Genomic DNA, 15,877 nt, shown 5'->3' with positions numbered 1-15,877 from the left:
GTACACCTCAATATTTTTAATTATATAAATTCGTGCAAGAGCTGGTCAGTTTCAAATAATGGTAATCCTACAACGGCGTAATAACTGCCTTCGATCTTCGTTACAAATCGTCCACCCAATCCTTGAATGCCATAACTGCCAGCTTTATCGCAAGGTTCACCCGATTGCCAATATTGTTCTATTTCTTCATCTGACAAAGGTTTAAACCATACCTCCGTCGTTACCACGACGGATTTAGAATGATCATGTGTTGCTATGGTTACCGCCGTCATCACTTGATGTTTTGTACCAGATAAGCGGCGTAACATCTGTTGTGCTTGAGCAAAATCAGCGGGTTTTTCAAGCACTGTTTCACCTTGCACGACTATAGTATCAGACCCAATAACTATCGAAGCCGGGTTGGATAAAGCAAGGCCTGCTAGCGCCTTATCACGAGACAAGCGTTGAACGTACTCTACTGGTGCTTCATATTCATTACGGCACTCTTCAACATTGGGCACCACAATATCAAACTGATAACCTAGTTGAGTCAGTAACTCTCGTCTTCTTGGCGAGCCAGACGCTAATACAATTTTTTTATTCATCATCTCAGATGCCAGTGACGTCGCACACGACGAAGCAGTAAGAACATCCAAGGCCATAATATGCAGTTGATGACACCAACCCATAGCGAGAGCGGGTTGAATGTCACATCTTGAATTAAATATTCGCCGCAGAAGATCAGCACTTCGAGCAACATAGATAACACGCCAATGATTACGGCTTGTTGCCATAACGCCATATTACGCAGCACTAAGAAGTTAATCGCCACTAAGTAGACAACAATGGCCATCATCATGCCACGAATGCCCAATGTTGAACCAAGCAGTAGATCCCATAACAAACCGAGGATCAAAGCCGACCCTACATTGACTCGATGCGGCAACGCTAAAACCCAATAGCATGTCACCAGCAGTAACCACGATGGACGCAGCAGATCCAGCTCACCCGGCCAAGGGATCGTTTGTAAAACCAGAGCAAAAAGAAATGATGTGCCAATCACTAATTTACTTTTCACCATGCTATTGGCCATCGGTTGCTTCCTCTAACATTTTCTCTGGTTTCACTTGCAATACTTTTTGCTGCCTATCTTCGTTAGGCCAGATCAACAGCAAATAGCGTAGACGATCAAAATCCACCACGGGATCGGCGGTGATCGACGCAAATTCACGCTGGGTATCTTTGTCGACCACCGAAACGTGTGCGACGGGATAACCTTCAGGATATACACCCCCTAAACCTGATGTGACGAGCAAGTCACCCACTTCAATATCGGTGCTGGTGGGAATGTGCTCTAACTGAATGCGGTCAATCTGACCATTACCAGAGGCGATCACTCGGATATCATTACGAATAATTTGCACTGGAATCGCACTATTGGTGTCAGTCAGCAACAACACCCGGCTGTTATGCGCCGCCACAAAAGTCACTTGGCCAACAATACCTTTGTCGTTAATAACGGGTTGCCCTTCGTAAACACCGTCCGCTCGTCCTTTATCAATCACAACTTGATGACGATAAGGTGAGGTATCGACCGCCATCACCTCAGTGACAACCTTCTTTTCATCACGAACAAAAGAAGATCCAAGCAACTTGCGTAAGCGTTGGTTCTCTTCACGGTATTGATCAAACAAGATCAAATCACTTTTTAACGTCAAGGCTTCTCGTTTCAAACGTTGATTCAATTCAATCAGTTTTTGATGAGTGGCTAATCGCTCATACAGATCATCAAACATACTGCGCGGTAAATCCGCCATGTATTGGATGGGAGCGACTAAGCTATTAAGAAAAAAACGAACGTTGGAAAAAGCACCTAAACGACTATCAGCCAGCATAAGACTGGCTGATAAAATCACGGCAAAAAAGAGACGTAGCTGAAGAGATGGTCCTCGACCAAATATTGGCTTCATTCTATAAAAATCCTAGATGTCATAATGGGAGCTTTACGGCTCCCAAAGCCATTATTCTTCGCTAAATAGGTCGCCACCGTGCATATCGATCATTTCCAACGCTTTACCACCACCAAGGGCAACACAGGTTAGAGGATTATCGGCAACCACAACTGGTATTCCCGTTTCTTCGGTCAAGAGGCGATCAATATCTTTGAGCAGCGCTCCGCCACCGGTTAATACCATACCATTTTCTGAGATATCAGAAGCAAGCTCTGGCGGGCACTGTTCAAGCGCAACCATCACCGCAGAAACAATACTGGAAAGCGGTTCTTGCAGTGCTTCTAAGATTTCATTGGAGTTAAGAGTAAAGCTACGAGGAACCCCTTCAGCAAGGTTACGACCACGAACTTCAATCTCCATCACTTCATCGCCGGGGTAAGCCGAGCCAATCTCATGTTTGATTTTCTCTGCGGTCGCTTCACCGATTAAGCTGCCGTAGTTACGACGCACATAATTGATGATCGATTCATCAAAACGGTCACCGCCGATACGCACAGAGGAAGAGTAAACCACACCGTTCAAGGAAATAACGGCAACTTCAGTCGTACCACCACCGATATCGACCACCATTGAACCCGTTGGTTCAGAAACACGTAGACCAGCACCGATGGCCGCCGCCATAGGCTCATCAATCAAATAGACTTCACGCGCGCCAGCACCGAGTGCTGATTCACGAATCGCACGGCGTTCAACTTGGGTGGAGCCGCAAGGCACACACACCAGAACGCGAGGGCTTGGTTTGAGGACACTGTTGTCATGCACCTGCTTAATGAAGTGTTGCAACATTTTTTCGGTCACGTAGAAATCCGCAATCACGCCGTCTTTCATCGGACGAATTGCAGAAATATTCCCCGGCGTACGACCAAGCATCTGCTTAGCGGCATGACCGACAGCAGCAACGCTTTTTCCACCACGACCTTTATCTTGGCGAATAGCAACAACGGAAGGCTCGTCGAGGACAATACCTTGTCCTTTAACGTATATAAGAGTATTGGCGGTACCTAAATCGATCGATAGATCGTTGGAAAACATGCCACGCAGTTTTTTGAACATATTCTTCGCTCGTCCTGCAAGAATTAGAAGATAGAAAATTGCACTAAATGTACCAATGCCTTGCGATCACAGCAAGGCGTTGACGCATAAACATGGACTGAAACACGCAATTTCTAACAGATTCCTAACTTAGGTAGAAAAATCTCCATGAATTTGTGTGAATTATCCGGTTAATTTTTTTCACGCCACCAGATTACCCGGTCGCTGCCTCGGTACAATCCAAATTGTACTCGGCCTGAGACTTCATTTTCAAAAGCACCATTTTGATCATTGTAGGGACGCAACCAAGGCAACCCATGAGCATTGAGATCAAGCAAAGTATCAATAAATCCTTGATGACCAGCCCCCGGAGCCGTGAAGTTGATATTCGCTACACCTGAAGCTAGCGTTTGACTGACTAAAGTAGAATCGACTTCAGGAGCACCAGCAGATCCAAGAGTCAAATCGGTCGGTGTAAGTGTAAAATTCGCCAGTGCAGGTAATAACGTACAACGATCAAAGTTATTGGTAACAAACCCGTTTGAAGTGAAATATTCGCTCGTGATTAGCTGGCTCAAGGCGCTGGTTTCTGGGCCATAAGTGTCGTGGATTACCAGCTTACCCCAGCGCAGTTTCATCTCATCATCAATATCTGTAATCGTATAGCCTAGGCAAGGACTGCTGGCCGTTTCGCGGTAGCAAACCCCATCAAGATCTGTAAGATCGGATGCCAAGAGGGTAAGATCTAACTTGCTGTTAAAAGGCTCTATTGGTTGTGGTGGCTTTTGGTAGATCAATGTCTCCCCAGAGAGTTCAATGCGAGAATCAACGCCATTGACTCGGTTCACACTCGTCAAATCGCTATCAAAGCTGATTGGTAAACTATTCACAGTATCGTTATAGTTTCGATTATCCCACTGCCGATCATAACGCCACCAAGCACTGTCGAAATAATTGACCGTTTCACTGCCTGACGCAGATCTTGGGTGTAAGTAAATACCCGGATTGTCTTTATATCCAAATGGTTGCCCTAAATAACTGAACGACTCCTCATTAGGAGAAGTCACCTCACACTCAGCCTGTAAGCTGGTCACCACCGAAGAAGGAGAAAAATAGGCTGGGATAAAACGACCTATCTGGCCCGTTGAGGCAACGGCAATCGGCAGATTCTCACTCGCTAAATCGAGTCCAAGATAGGTCGTTGGCGCGTTCAGCGAGAAATCAAACACCCCAACCTCACTCACTCTTTGTTGTACAGTCGTCGAGCTACCTAATTGGTGATCATATTCAACTTCGCCGAGAGCACCGGGCACGCCTGTCGCTGGTGCGATTAGAGTATGTTTAAGCTCAATGTTTGCTTGTTGATAATTTGTCACTCCTAAATTATTAGTGAAGTCATTATCCTCAATCGGTGCCGCCGCCACCGCTTTGATATTAAGATTAAATCCTTCCCCAGCCCTTGCAAAAACCAAACAGCTTAAGTCAGCAGCAGAGCAGTTTCCATCTGGATGAGCTAAGTTATAAGAGTGATTGGCGCTAAGCACTAAAGCACGAGGAACTCGGGTAAAAATGCCTTGCCCTTCTAAAAGCAAATCCTGCTCATCACCACTTCCCGTTAAACGAGCATTCAAAGCAAGGCGACCAGCCTCACGATAGGAGACGTTAATGCTCGCCTCACCGTTTTGGTTGAAATTGAGCACCACTGGCGTCGCAGTATTGGATGACTGCCCTACCGCCACACTATTCACACCAACCGATAAAGCGCTAAAACCTTGCCCCCCATTAGGGCTCAAGTAATCACTCCAAAAGGAAACGGGTTTTTGTACATTTTGAAAACTAGGCAAACACAGTTGTGAAGCGTTATCTTTTCGTACCGCTTTAATGGTCCCAGTTACCGATTGATTGGCGTAGGAATTGGGTACATCCAAAATAAAACCACTGTCAACGAAATTGAGTGTACAATTTTGGGCAGAATATCCACCACTACCATATCGACAAAGATTGGTCGAAAAAGGTTTCGCACTAGGTACTGAGCTCTGAAGCCCCACAGTTACATTTCCTGCGCTATTTTTACGAAGCTTCAGGTTGGCAATACCATTCGTCATATTAACTTGGGAGCCACCTTGCCATCCACCGCTCGCAGAAGGTAATGAATTCGGTAGTAAAGTCGCGGTGACCGGCTGCAGGTAAAGCTCACTACAACTGCTATTTGCACAAGCTTGTATTTGTACATCAGCGGCGTTACAAGTTAGCCCATCTGACGATGGTAAAGTAAAACGAAAATGATCAACCTGCTCCCCGACGTCACGAGACTTCAAGGCACAAACCTTAAAGTTTTCAATCTCATGGTTATTAACTGATCCACCCGTTGAGCCTGCAAGAGAAAGTAAGAACTCTTCGGGTGTCGCACCTTGATTAGGATTCGATAACACATTAAACCAATCGATAACTGTCTGCATATTGCCATTCACCAGACGATCCACACGAACATAAACCGCGTTATTATTTCGTGAATCGATGGTGATGAAATAGCGATGCCCAGGACCTGGCCCCGGGAAAGAACAGCCCCACCATTGACAAGTACGACGTACATCCATCTTGGGGTTCAAATTAGCGGCAGTTCCTACTAGATAGCGGTAACTTGCGGCTTCAGAGCCTCGAATAGCAACGGCTTGGCGACGAAAACCAGGCCCTCCGACTCTTCCCTCTGTTGGGTTGGAATAATTTCCCCATTCATCCAAACCAACCCCAAGCCAACCTCCAGCAAAACCCGGCTTAATTGGATTGGAACTTATGGTGGGTGCATACCCTAAAGAGCCGCCAAAACCACCTGTTCTGGGGATAATCTCGGCATCCGAAAAAATAACCGACACCCCATCAGCACCATCACCGGTTAAATTAGCCCACGCATAGTAATCAAACTCAACAGTAACTAAGTTGCCAGCCGCTGGGAAAATTCGTTGGTAAGTCACTGCGGTTGCTTGGTTATTTCGATCCTCAGTTAAACGTAAGCGATTACTGATCAAACTCGGCGTAAAGCTACCAGTACTGGTATAAGGGGTCCAGTTCTGGCCAAGCGAGGAGCGGTTAAAATCATCCTCAAAACAAGCATAGCCTTGCTGCTCATTTTGATTGATCTGAGTATTCCCCTCCATCATTAATCGGCGGATTGTCGTACGGCCATTGACTATCGATGTTTTATGGAGCGTCAAGGTGCCACCGACATAAAGATAGGCATTCACTTGATTTGCTTCATTCAGCGTTATGTTGTTATAACCAACAATCGTCAAGCTTCCTGAACCAGACACATTAATCTGAGCACCAGTCCAGTCGGAACTATTTTGGATAAAAAGACGTACGTCGCCATCAACAATTATCTGACTACCTTGGTTTAATTCTAGAGACTCAATCCAATAATCCGCCGAAGGAAGAACAACCGTAGCTCCACCTCCCGCAGTGAGTGATTTCACTTTATATTCGGTCTGATTGCTAAAAGTTAAAGTACAGGCCTGATATAACTCGATACGCCCATGATTGGATTGCGTGACTTGTAAACTCTGCCCGCTCTGACATCCGTTAATTTGCGTACTCGTATTCGAGGAAGGTTTGAATTGATTAATACCGCTAAGTGTCAGTGAGGGGACGGTATTACCAGAAACCTGACAAAGATTATTATCACAGCGTGCATTGATACGTTCTGACGTGGAATTGATGGAACAGAAATCGACAATCGAATCATTCGTCCCGCTAATTCTTGCACTATCGTTTTGAATAAACTGAGGATTTGGTGCAAAGCTACAACTACCATGCCCTTGAGCTACGCTCTGGAAATAAATGGTTTTATCGATATTCTGAAACGACCAAGCGCAAGCAGGCAGCAGTACCAAACACCCCACGAGCGTTTTAACTAACGATCTATTCACTTTTCACCCCCACTTCGATGACTCGCTGCAACGTCCAATCGCCAGCCTGACAACGCCCGGTTGAAGTCAGTTCATAAACAGTGCGACCATCATCCATATCACCCACTGAGTTACATTCAACCTGTGCGCTACATTGCGCTAACCCTTCACCTTCAAAAGTGAGTGATTGTACTGAATTAGTATGGCAACTCCCGTCGGTTGTCGTTTGATAAAAACGACTCAGTTCAACGTTGATCGCCGATCGCGCCGCCATTTCAGCCCTTGTCCCTAACACCATCGAAACCAATTGCTGGCTATTGCGCTGTTGATTACGGTTCGCGACCGATGCAACAAAGCCGACCACCACAATGATAAAGATGACCAACACTAAGCCGCTGCCTTGCTGTTTACGGCGTGTTGTAGATAAGCGCGTCATGGTCAAACTTTACCTCCTCGCCGCGGTCGGAAAATGTCAGTTCAATTTTCACTAAGCCGTTGCGTTGTAGCTCTGGCTGCGTGACGTGAAAGTTGGCTTGGCTAATGTTTTCAGCCATCAATACTGGAGTGCCAAGCTGTTCAGGGCTGAGCGCACTGCGATTAAGCGCGTAATCCACGTAACGATAAATACGACTGTTCTGATAACAAAAAGCCACTGGCGTGCGATAAAAATAGACTCGCTTAGCTGGCGATTGAATTACAAATCCTGTTGGTTGTGTCAACTCAACATCAACCATGATCGCGTCGTTGGGTGGCGTAAAATCAACATCTGCGTTTACTTGCGCTGTTTGTCCGCTTGCATTTGGCGCTTGGCGTAGCGAAGCGGCGTTGGTTGGGAACACAACCAGACGATCGCCATTGAGTACTTTTTTGTCGATCGGCAATAAACGCACCGCAGCCGAAGGCGATTGCACGGTTGGCAGGTCGTTGTAGATCGCGCTGTCAGTGATCGGCAAAAACTCAATGCAACCATTTTCCACCAACACGCTGTTTGGCACCGCTTCACGCAGTTCTCGGCTCAGCCGCTCAGTAACAAAGCGCCCTTGTTGGATCAAAGCTTCGCGGGCGGTGGTATCAACATAAATACCCATACTTTGGCGGATCACAGAGCCTAAAAATAACCCGACTACCGACAACAGAATAATCGTAATCACCATTTCAATCAGGGTAAAACCACGCATCAGAAATTGCCCTTAATCGCCGCAAATGGGTAGCGATTCCCCTTCGGGTCAATGATCACCACAGAAACCCGCTTATAGTGAGTCCGTTGATTAGCGTTCACTCCGCTGAGTTGCCCACCACTGTCCTGCTCATAAAACGCCGCAATCGTCACAGTAAAACCTCGATAACTGCTCGTATCTAACAGTGTGCCGAGCACATCTTCAATTGGCCTTGGCTGAGCCGTGATAAAATCATCGACATCGTTGTATTGGTTAATGCTCGCTTCGCCATCTTTACCCAGATCGTCGTGGGCAGTGCACATTTCCTCTACAGCTCCGCTAAGTAAACACTCTGGCAATCCACCATTATGGCCGGAGTTTTGGTCAAAGGCTCGGCCCATCACTTCATCCATAACCGCGCGACCTAACTCGGCGGCTTTTACTGCTAGCACCTGTTCAGCGCTTTGCTGCGAGCGAGGATAAAGCGCTGCCGTAATGCCTGTCATGGCTATTGCCGTTACCGTGATAACGATGATCATCTCAATGAGAGTAAACCCGCGCGGCGCGTTAACACGCATAAATGTACCCCTCGCTATTGATGCACACTTGGCGAGATTCACCCGATTGCAGATTATTTAATGTAACGGTGCAATTTGCCGTTAAGCACTGCGCGGCGCGACCTAAATTATCAAAATCTAAAAAATAGCTGCCATCGTTATTGGTTAACGTTAGGGTGATATCGTTCGCCGCCGCGTCAACAAAACTACTGTCGGTTGCAGGGCTGAGCAGTGAAGTGGTGCAAGCACCAGCAGAAACGGAAGGAGATACTTGCTGCGCTTGATTATTGCTGACCAACCAGCGATTACAGAGGTCGGTACGCTGCATGGCGCGGTTTTGGGTCAAACGCAGTGAGGCCAACACTTCGCTTTGTGTGGTCACACTTGAAAAGGAGGAGATGCCGGTATAACGGCTTGCAGCGTACACAGCGACAATGCCCAGCAGCACAATCACCACGACCAGTTCGATCAACGTAAAACCACGCCGCGCTGCTAAATGTTGCTGCATTTTATACCTCTAGCGAAAAAACAAGTGCTTAAAGTATATAAGAAATTCCCGTAGTGGGCTTAAGTTTTACTGACTTTTGTGGATGAGAAATAACTCTCGTTATAGATAAAGTAAAGGCCAGCAACGCTGGCCTTTAGTATTAGCAGCCAGTATCAGTCACTGCTGTAGAATACACCGCACTGCTAGTAGCTTGATTATAAGTAACAGCACATGTTGTACTTGTGTTTGATTTAAAACCATATGTAATTGAAGTGGCCCCACTGGTAGCTACGTTCCAGTCTGAATTAAGACCGACTACTGCATTACCAATTCCATCACTGCTAGCTTTGGGATAACCATAAATAATCTGAACATTATCTACAGCTCCCGAAGCCGATTTTTCCAGACCTGCCAATGCTGCTTTACCATAAACAATACCCGCGGCCCCATCAATTGCACCTTTTAAACCCTGCAAGGAAGCTTTACGAGCATCTCCCTGAAAATTCAAAAAACGTGGTGCGGCGGTGACGGCGAGAATGCCGAGAATCACAATCACAACCACAAGTTCGATTAGGGTGAAACCGTTTTGTCTTTTCATAGTTACTTTCTCTCTATGTTTTAATCAATGCGCAGACTTACTGCAAAGTGACGGTCACACGACCCGTTTTTATCTCATACACAAACTGGTGCGCGGTTCCGCCCTCTTTTTGCACATAAGTACAAGTGGCTTGACCGTCATCGGCTTGTGCTGAATATTTTACATTAGCGTTATTGGCTGCATTAGCGACTGTGTCAACTTTTGGTGGATTTTGCAGCAAATTATCCATTAAATCAATACATGACTGATCCGTAATCGCCGCTGGATAACTGGTATTATCGGTATTGAGCGCCAACGGATAACCGTCCCTAAAACCGGTCGCGGCGCCACTGCTAGCTGTAGAGCGAGTCAGCCAGAAATTGACACCATCATAGTTGACGGTGTTTTGTTTTTCCGAGCCCAAAGTCACAGAGGTTCTTGCCTGAGCTTCCCACTGAGCACGCGCCGATAGAACACCTGTAGCAAAACCACCGGCAACCCCTTCGATGCTGGCTTTTTTCGCTTCATCGGTGACATCTAGAAAGCGGGGTAGCGCTGCAACGGCTAATAAGCCGACAACCACAATCACTACGACTAATTCAACTAAGGAAAAGCCCGTTTGTTTGTTATCCATGCTCTACCTATCTCTTTGTTATTACCGTGTATTATACGCATTTGTTCTCGCATCGCTACGAGCGAGTGCCCATTTCACTGCTTATGTCGAAAACTCATGCTGAAAAATCGACGCTTACTGTAAACTTATCCCTTAAAAGCTCAATGGTTATCACCTGTTTTTGGCTGTAAACATAGCGACATTGATACAGGTTCGCTTGATGGGCCGATTCAATTGAAATCACTTTGCTCTCAAGCAGTTGTTCATCTGGGTATAGCAGGCTTAACCAATAACGACAATTTATACTTGATTCATTCGCAGCCAATGGTAATACCCAGCCTGTTGCACTCATATTGAGTAATCGACCATTCGCGATTAAAGTTGAGGGCCGCCCCTTTAATAACCAATCTTGCTTATAAAAATTGGCACTTTCTACGATTTTACTGCTCGCCATCGCTAATGCGGTTTGATTGGATTCTTTTTCTATCGACTTCCATGCTGATAGCAAAGCCATCAAAAGAACAAAGACAATCAACCCCCAAATTGCGAACTGAGAACGCTCTATCGCCGTTTTCATCTGACAACCTTTATCCTTTTATCCTTTGATCGCGTCGAGCATTCCCCACATTGGCAAAAAGATGCCAAGTGCAAGCACCAACACCATCGCAGCGACAATCACCAATAAAATCGGCTCTATGCGCGCGGTGAGGGTTTTGAGATCGTAATCCACCTCTCTATCATAGAAGTCCGCGACTTCAAGTAGCAACTCATCAATGCACCCTGTCTCTTCACCCACCGAAATCATCTGAATAACTAATGGCGTAAAAATATTGGCGTTTACCGCGGTGGTGGATACGCTTGTTCCCGCTTCAATGGCCGCTTTCATTTCTAACAGGCGCGATTCTAGAAATTTGTTATCCAACGCTTCGGCAGATAATGCTATCGATTGGTTTAACGGCACCCCCGCTTTCAGCATCAAGGCAAATGTTCGAGAAAAACGCGCCAATTGCGCTCGGTTCACTATGCCGCCGACAATCGGCATGCGTAAGCGAAACTTATCCCATTTTTGACGCCCTGCGGCTGTGCTAAACCAAGCTCTGAAAGCAAACAAACCGCCGACCAATATTGCTATCATCACTGGCCAGTAGTTGACAAAGAAATCTGACATACCCATTAAAATGCGAGTTGGCAGCGGTAAATCAACACCGAAGCGGCTAAACATACTAGTAAATTGTGGGATCACTTTGACGTTAAGTACAAACATTGCCACTAAAATAAAACTGATGACAAAGCTCGGATAACGCATCGCCGTTTTGATCCGTTTACGAGTTTCGACTTCTTGCTCGTAGTAATGAGACAATTGCAGTAAGGCTTCATCAAGCCGCCCGGTGTTCTCACCGACGTGGATCATCGACACAAACAACGGGCTAAAGACTTTAGGGTACATCTGCATTGAGCTCGATAAACTGCGCCCGTTGGTTAGCTCATTACTGACCGCTTCCAATGCTTCTTTAAGCTGTTTATTAGCACAATTTTGGATAAGTCCTTTCATCGAACGCAGCAGTGGCACACCCGCTTTGGTCAAGCTGTAAAGCTGACGACAGAAGATTACCAGCACCTCAAGTGGCACCGTTGGGGTAAACAGCGATTTCCAATCAATCGAGAAATCAGCTCCTTGGTCTGACGAAATTAAGGTCGGAATAACGCCCTTGTTAAATAACGCTTCTGCCGCGAGCTCTTCCGTCGGCGCATCAACCTGCCCGGAGGTTTTGCTACCATCTAAATTTCGACCCTGATAACGATACGTTGGCATGATTAACCTTAACTATAAATAGATGGCTTGAATGATGCCGGATGAATCACCTTCACCTAAGCTCATCACTTCATCTAAGCTGACAACCCCTTGTAGCGCCAACTCCATCGCCGAGGCTAGCAGCGGTTTGTACTGCTTCGACTGACGAGCGGCTTGCGCAAAACTAACCGCATCGTTGGCGCGTAGCGCATCCATCATCTCATGTTCAAGTTCGAGCATTTCAAAAACCCCAATTCGTCCACGGTACCCCGTCAAATTGCAGTGTTGGCACCCACGCCCACGCGTAAAAGACGCTTCAATTTGATTAGGGAAACGCACCGTCAGCCACTGTTTGCGCGCTTCATCAACCTCATCCGCTGCTTTGCAATCGGGGCAAACTTTACGCACTAAACGTTGGGCAACCACCGCCCGCACAGCGCTGGCCACTAAATAACCCGGCGCGCCCATGTCCATCATGCGCAAGGCGCTATCAACCGCATCATTGGTGTGTAAGGTGCTCAACACTAAGTGGCCGGTTAAGGCCGCGCGCAAGCCAATTTCAACCGTTTCTTGGTCACGCATCTCCCCGACCAGAATAATGTCTGGGTCTTGACGCAAAAAGGTTCTCAGCACCGTTGAAAAATCAAGGTTAATTTTAGGGTTGATCTGCACTTGGCTGATGCGTGGCAATCGATATTCAACCGGATCTTCGGCGGTAATGATTTTTTTACCGGGAACATTGAGCTCTGATAACGCGCCGTACAGCGTCGTCGTTTTCCCTGAGCCTGTTGGACCAGTGACTAAGATCATGCCGTGAGGGCGCTTAAGCTGGTGGCGCAAACGCCGTAAAATATCGGTAGGAATACCTGACTCTTCCAGTTTACGAACCCCGGATGATTGGTTGAGCAAACGCATCACCACCGACTCACCGTACTGTACTGGCATGGTCGACATACGAATATCGACCGATTGGCCTTTGGCTCGGATATTAAAACGGCCATCTTGTGGGAGGCGTTTTTCAGAGATATCGAGATTGGCCATCAATTTTAAACGCAGCACTAAAGCCGAAGCGATGTTGGTTTCATTGAGTAGGGTTTCGTGTAATACCCCATCAATCCGCTGGCGCAAACGCAATACGTTAGCATCAGGTTCGATATGAATATCAGACGCCCCGACTTGAATCGCATCTTCAAATAGAGAGTTAATCAGCTTAACAACGGTCACTTCGTCGCTGTCATCATCACCGATATCGAAATCAAAAGCGGTATTGCCTTGGTGTTCCAGTTGTAGCTGCTCGGCAAAAGACGCAATCTCTTTGGTGCGGCGATAGTAACGATCAAACCCTTCAACCAATTGTTTTTCTGGAGCAATAACAAATTCAAAACTGTATTGGGGTAATTGAGTGAGCAGAGATTCTTGAGCAAACAGATCCGCCGGATCACTCATTGCGATGCGCAGCGTGTCGCCATTTTTGCCAATGATTAAGGCGCGTAAACGGCGTGCATGTACCTCCGGGAGGATTTGCACTGCATCAATATCGACATTGGCTCGGCTGAGATCGATCAGCGGCAGCGAAAGTTGCTGTGATAAGAAGCTCAGCATCTGCTGCTCTGACAAAAAGCCGAGTTCGATCAGCGTGTCACCTAGTTTACGTCCACTGCGTTTTTGCGCAGCGAGCGCTTGTTCAACTTGATTTTCAGTGATGATCCCTTCTTCAACCAGCAGATCACCTAAGCGTTTTCGTAGCTTAATTTGCACTCGTACTCTCCTCTAAACTGCTTAGTACGACTAGGCGATCACGAATAAACAGTTGCGACTGACTCGAGAGGCCAACTTTCGCAAGCGCTTGTTGGTAGGTATATTTGGCCGCCTGAAAATCCATCGTACGCTCTTGTGCTATCGCAAGCCCTAACCACCAGCGTGCATTATCAGCATCGAGCTTGACTAAGCGTTGATAGCTTTCTAATGCGAGTGAATCTTGCTTGGCTTTTTGTGCCAAGGCGGCCCTTAGCGAGAGATAATCGATCGAAGCATTGTCAGGTAAATGAACTAACGGGGTTAACGCCGCTTCACTCTGCTTCTCTTTAATCAGCAATTTAGCTAACGCGATCCGCAAGCTTTCTCCATTATGATTGAGCTTTATACCGCTTTGTAAAATTTCAAAAGCTTTGCGTGCATCACCTTTGCCGTAATAGAGCGCGGATAATTTTTGACGGGCAAGTTCATTATCTGGAGTAAAGCGTAGCACTTCACTGTACGCATCCAGTGCCTCTTTGAGCTCATTGCTGTCCACGGCTTTATCAGCGCGGCTCATTGCTTTTACCGCCAGTTGCTCTGGCGTCAAATCCACTTGTTCAATCAAAACACTTGAGATTTTTTGGCCACTTTCAGCACCGAGCGCGACCGCACGGTTAGAATGCAACGGCTGTTGATTGGCTAAGGCCGAATCCTGTTTAACCGTCACTGTGGGCGTTGCTGAATTTGCCGTTTTTTTGTCCACTGCAACAACGGCAGTTTGGTAAACGGGACGGTGAACCGGAACAATTTTGGTGGTTGGGGAAACAAGCGCAGGCGAAGAGCTTCTCTCATCAACCTCTAACAACAGGCTCTTAGGTTCATTCACTATCGCTTGATTGGCCAGTGTCTGACTGACCACTGTTTGGCTGACCATAGTTTGACCGACAATAGTTTGGTCAACCGCAGCTTGGTCAACCATAGCTTGGTCAACCATAGCTTGGTCAACCATAGCTTGCTGCTGTGACACCGCCCATCCACCGACCGCTAAGCTGGCAGCAAACCCGGCTACCATCCACAACCAAGCGCGGCTGCGTTTTACTTTCGCAACTTGCGCTGGTTGCAAGTTCACCACCGATTGGCGTTGCGCTTGTGCCAGTTTTGATAGTGCATCGTTCATCGCACTCATGATTGACTCCATCCCCACATAAAAGGGCGTTTAAACTTAGGCTTACAGGTATCAAAGGTATCGTGAATCACTGTAAATAGGTGCTGATTGCGAATCGTGCTGTCGTTTTGCGTAAAAGCCAGCAACAGAGCTTTGTGACACACTTGATTAATCAAACGAGGGATGCCATAACTGGCTCGCCACAACGCTTTTTTCTGTTCAAGATTAAACAGTTGCGCATCGCCTCCGGCTTTGCTCAAGCGGCTCTCGATATAAGCGACTGTTTCATCTAAAGAGAGCGGCCGCAGATAAGCGCTAAAAGTAATTCGTTGGCGAAATTGGCGCAGATGGTGCTGCGCTAAACGCTCATCGAGCTCTGGTTGGCCGATCAACACCAGTTGCAACAACTTTGTGTATTCTGTTTCTAAATTGCCGAATAAACGCAGCACTTCTAATGCATCGTCTGGTAACGCTTGTGCTTCATCAACAATCGCGACTACTCGTTTCCCCTGCTGCTTTAGCACAATCAATTGTTGCTGAATACGATCAACAATATCCGCATCATCTTGCTTACTAAGGCCTAGTTCGCTGGCGACAGCTTGGCGAAGTTCTCGACCATTAAGCGCTGGGTTGGGTAAATAAATCAGTGCAATATGATCATGTAAATGATTGATCAACATACGACACACCATGGTTTTTCCGGTTCCGACTTCTCCGGTTATCTTGATCACACCTTCGCCTAAATCAATGGCGGCACTCACGGTCTGAATCGCCTCGTAATGTGGCGCTAAGCCTAAAAACAGTGATGTATTAGGCGTGAGATGAAAAGGCAGTTGCTCAAAACCAAAGTGCTCAAGATACATGATG

Annotated in this window: 16 protein-coding genes; all 16 read right to left on the bottom strand. The window is 46.8% G+C overall.

Annotated elements, in window-relative coordinates:
• Nucleotides 1–20: 20 nt before the first annotated feature.
• Entirely contained in the window at nt 21–587 is a 567-nt protein-coding gene (locus tag VOR_RS0115455) for a Maf family protein (protein ID WP_029627273.1), read from the bottom strand.
• Complete coding sequence (mreD, locus tag VOR_RS0115450; RefSeq protein WP_010320602.1) at nt 584–1,072, bottom strand: rod shape-determining protein MreD; 489 nt, start codon at nt 1,070–1,072, stop codon at nt 584–586. The genes VOR_RS0115455 and mreD overlap by 4 nt, the downstream gene beginning before the upstream one ends.
• Nucleotides 1,062–1,949, bottom strand: a complete 888-nt coding sequence (gene mreC / locus VOR_RS0115445; protein ID WP_010320601.1) for a rod shape-determining protein MreC — start codon at nt 1,947–1,949, stop codon at nt 1,062–1,064. The genes mreD and mreC overlap by 11 nt, the downstream gene beginning before the upstream one ends.
• Nucleotides 1,950–2,000: 51 nt before the next feature.
• Nucleotides 2,001–3,044 (bottom strand): rod shape-determining protein, encoded by a 1,044-nt coding sequence (locus VOR_RS0115440; protein WP_010320600.1) that lies wholly within the window; start codon nt 3,042–3,044, stop codon nt 2,001–2,003.
• Nucleotides 3,045–3,214: 170 nt separating this feature from the next.
• Nucleotides 3,215–6,946, bottom strand: coding sequence for a DUF6701 domain-containing protein (locus tag VOR_RS0115435; protein ID WP_010320599.1), 3,732 nt, complete (start codon nt 6,944–6,946; stop codon nt 3,215–3,217).
• A complete protein-coding gene (locus tag VOR_RS0115430; RefSeq protein WP_010320598.1) occupies nt 6,939–7,361 on the bottom strand; it encodes a hypothetical protein in 423 nt (140 codons plus the stop codon). Before VOR_RS0115430 ends, VOR_RS0115435 begins: the two co-directional genes overlap by 8 nt.
• The gene (locus tag VOR_RS0115425; protein WP_010320597.1) at nt 7,333–8,103 is read right to left on the bottom strand and encodes a PilW family protein; all 771 of its coding nucleotides are present in this window, start codon (nt 8,101–8,103) and stop codon (nt 7,333–7,335) included. Before VOR_RS0115425 ends, VOR_RS0115430 begins: the two co-directional genes overlap by 29 nt.
• Entirely contained in the window at nt 8,103–8,660 is a 558-nt protein-coding gene (locus VOR_RS0115420; protein ID WP_010320596.1) for a prepilin-type N-terminal cleavage/methylation domain-containing protein, read from the bottom strand. Before VOR_RS0115420 ends, VOR_RS0115425 begins: the two co-directional genes overlap by 1 nt.
• Entirely contained in the window at nt 8,650–9,147 is a 498-nt protein-coding gene (locus VOR_RS0115415) for a prepilin-type N-terminal cleavage/methylation domain-containing protein (protein ID WP_010320595.1), read from the bottom strand. The genes VOR_RS0115420 and VOR_RS0115415 overlap by 11 nt, the downstream gene beginning before the upstream one ends.
• A 139-nt stretch (nt 9,148–9,286) precedes the next feature.
• The gene (locus VOR_RS0115410; protein ID WP_010320594.1) at nt 9,287–9,724 is read right to left on the bottom strand and encodes a type II secretion system protein; all 438 of its coding nucleotides are present in this window, start codon (nt 9,722–9,724) and stop codon (nt 9,287–9,289) included.
• A 37-nt stretch (nt 9,725–9,761) separates the two neighbouring features.
• On the bottom strand, nt 9,762–10,337 hold the full coding sequence (locus tag VOR_RS0115405; protein WP_010320593.1) for a prepilin-type N-terminal cleavage/methylation domain-containing protein: 576 nt from the start codon (nt 10,335–10,337) through the stop codon (nt 9,762–9,764).
• Nucleotides 10,338–10,431: 94 nt separating this feature from the next.
• Complete coding sequence (locus VOR_RS0115400) at nt 10,432–10,893, bottom strand: hypothetical protein (protein ID WP_010320592.1); 462 nt, start codon at nt 10,891–10,893, stop codon at nt 10,432–10,434.
• Nucleotides 10,894–10,911: 18 nt separating this feature from the next.
• On the bottom strand, nt 10,912–12,129 hold the full coding sequence (locus VOR_RS0115395) for a type II secretion system F family protein (protein ID WP_010320591.1): 1,218 nt from the start codon (nt 12,127–12,129) through the stop codon (nt 10,912–10,914).
• A gap of 12 nt (nt 12,130–12,141) precedes the next feature.
• Nucleotides 12,142–13,866, bottom strand: coding sequence for an MSHA fimbrial ATPase MshE (gene mshE, locus VOR_RS0115390; protein WP_010320590.1), 1,725 nt, complete (start codon nt 13,864–13,866; stop codon nt 12,142–12,144).
• On the bottom strand, nt 13,856–15,031 hold the full coding sequence (locus VOR_RS0115385; RefSeq protein WP_010320589.1) for a tetratricopeptide repeat protein: 1,176 nt from the start codon (nt 15,029–15,031) through the stop codon (nt 13,856–13,858). Before VOR_RS0115385 ends, mshE begins: the two co-directional genes overlap by 11 nt.
• Nucleotides 15,028–15,873 (bottom strand): ExeA family protein, encoded by an 846-nt coding sequence (locus tag VOR_RS0115380; protein ID WP_010320588.1) that lies wholly within the window; start codon nt 15,871–15,873, stop codon nt 15,028–15,030. Before VOR_RS0115380 ends, VOR_RS0115385 begins: the two co-directional genes overlap by 4 nt.
• Between the last annotated feature and the right edge of the window lie 4 nt (nt 15,874–15,877).

It is taken from the genome of Vibrio ordalii ATCC 33509 (assembly GCA_000257205.1).
GTDB classification, from domain to species: Bacteria; Pseudomonadota; Gammaproteobacteria; order Enterobacterales; family Vibrionaceae; genus Vibrio; species Vibrio ordalii.
This window is presented reverse-complemented; position numbering and strand designations above follow the sequence as displayed.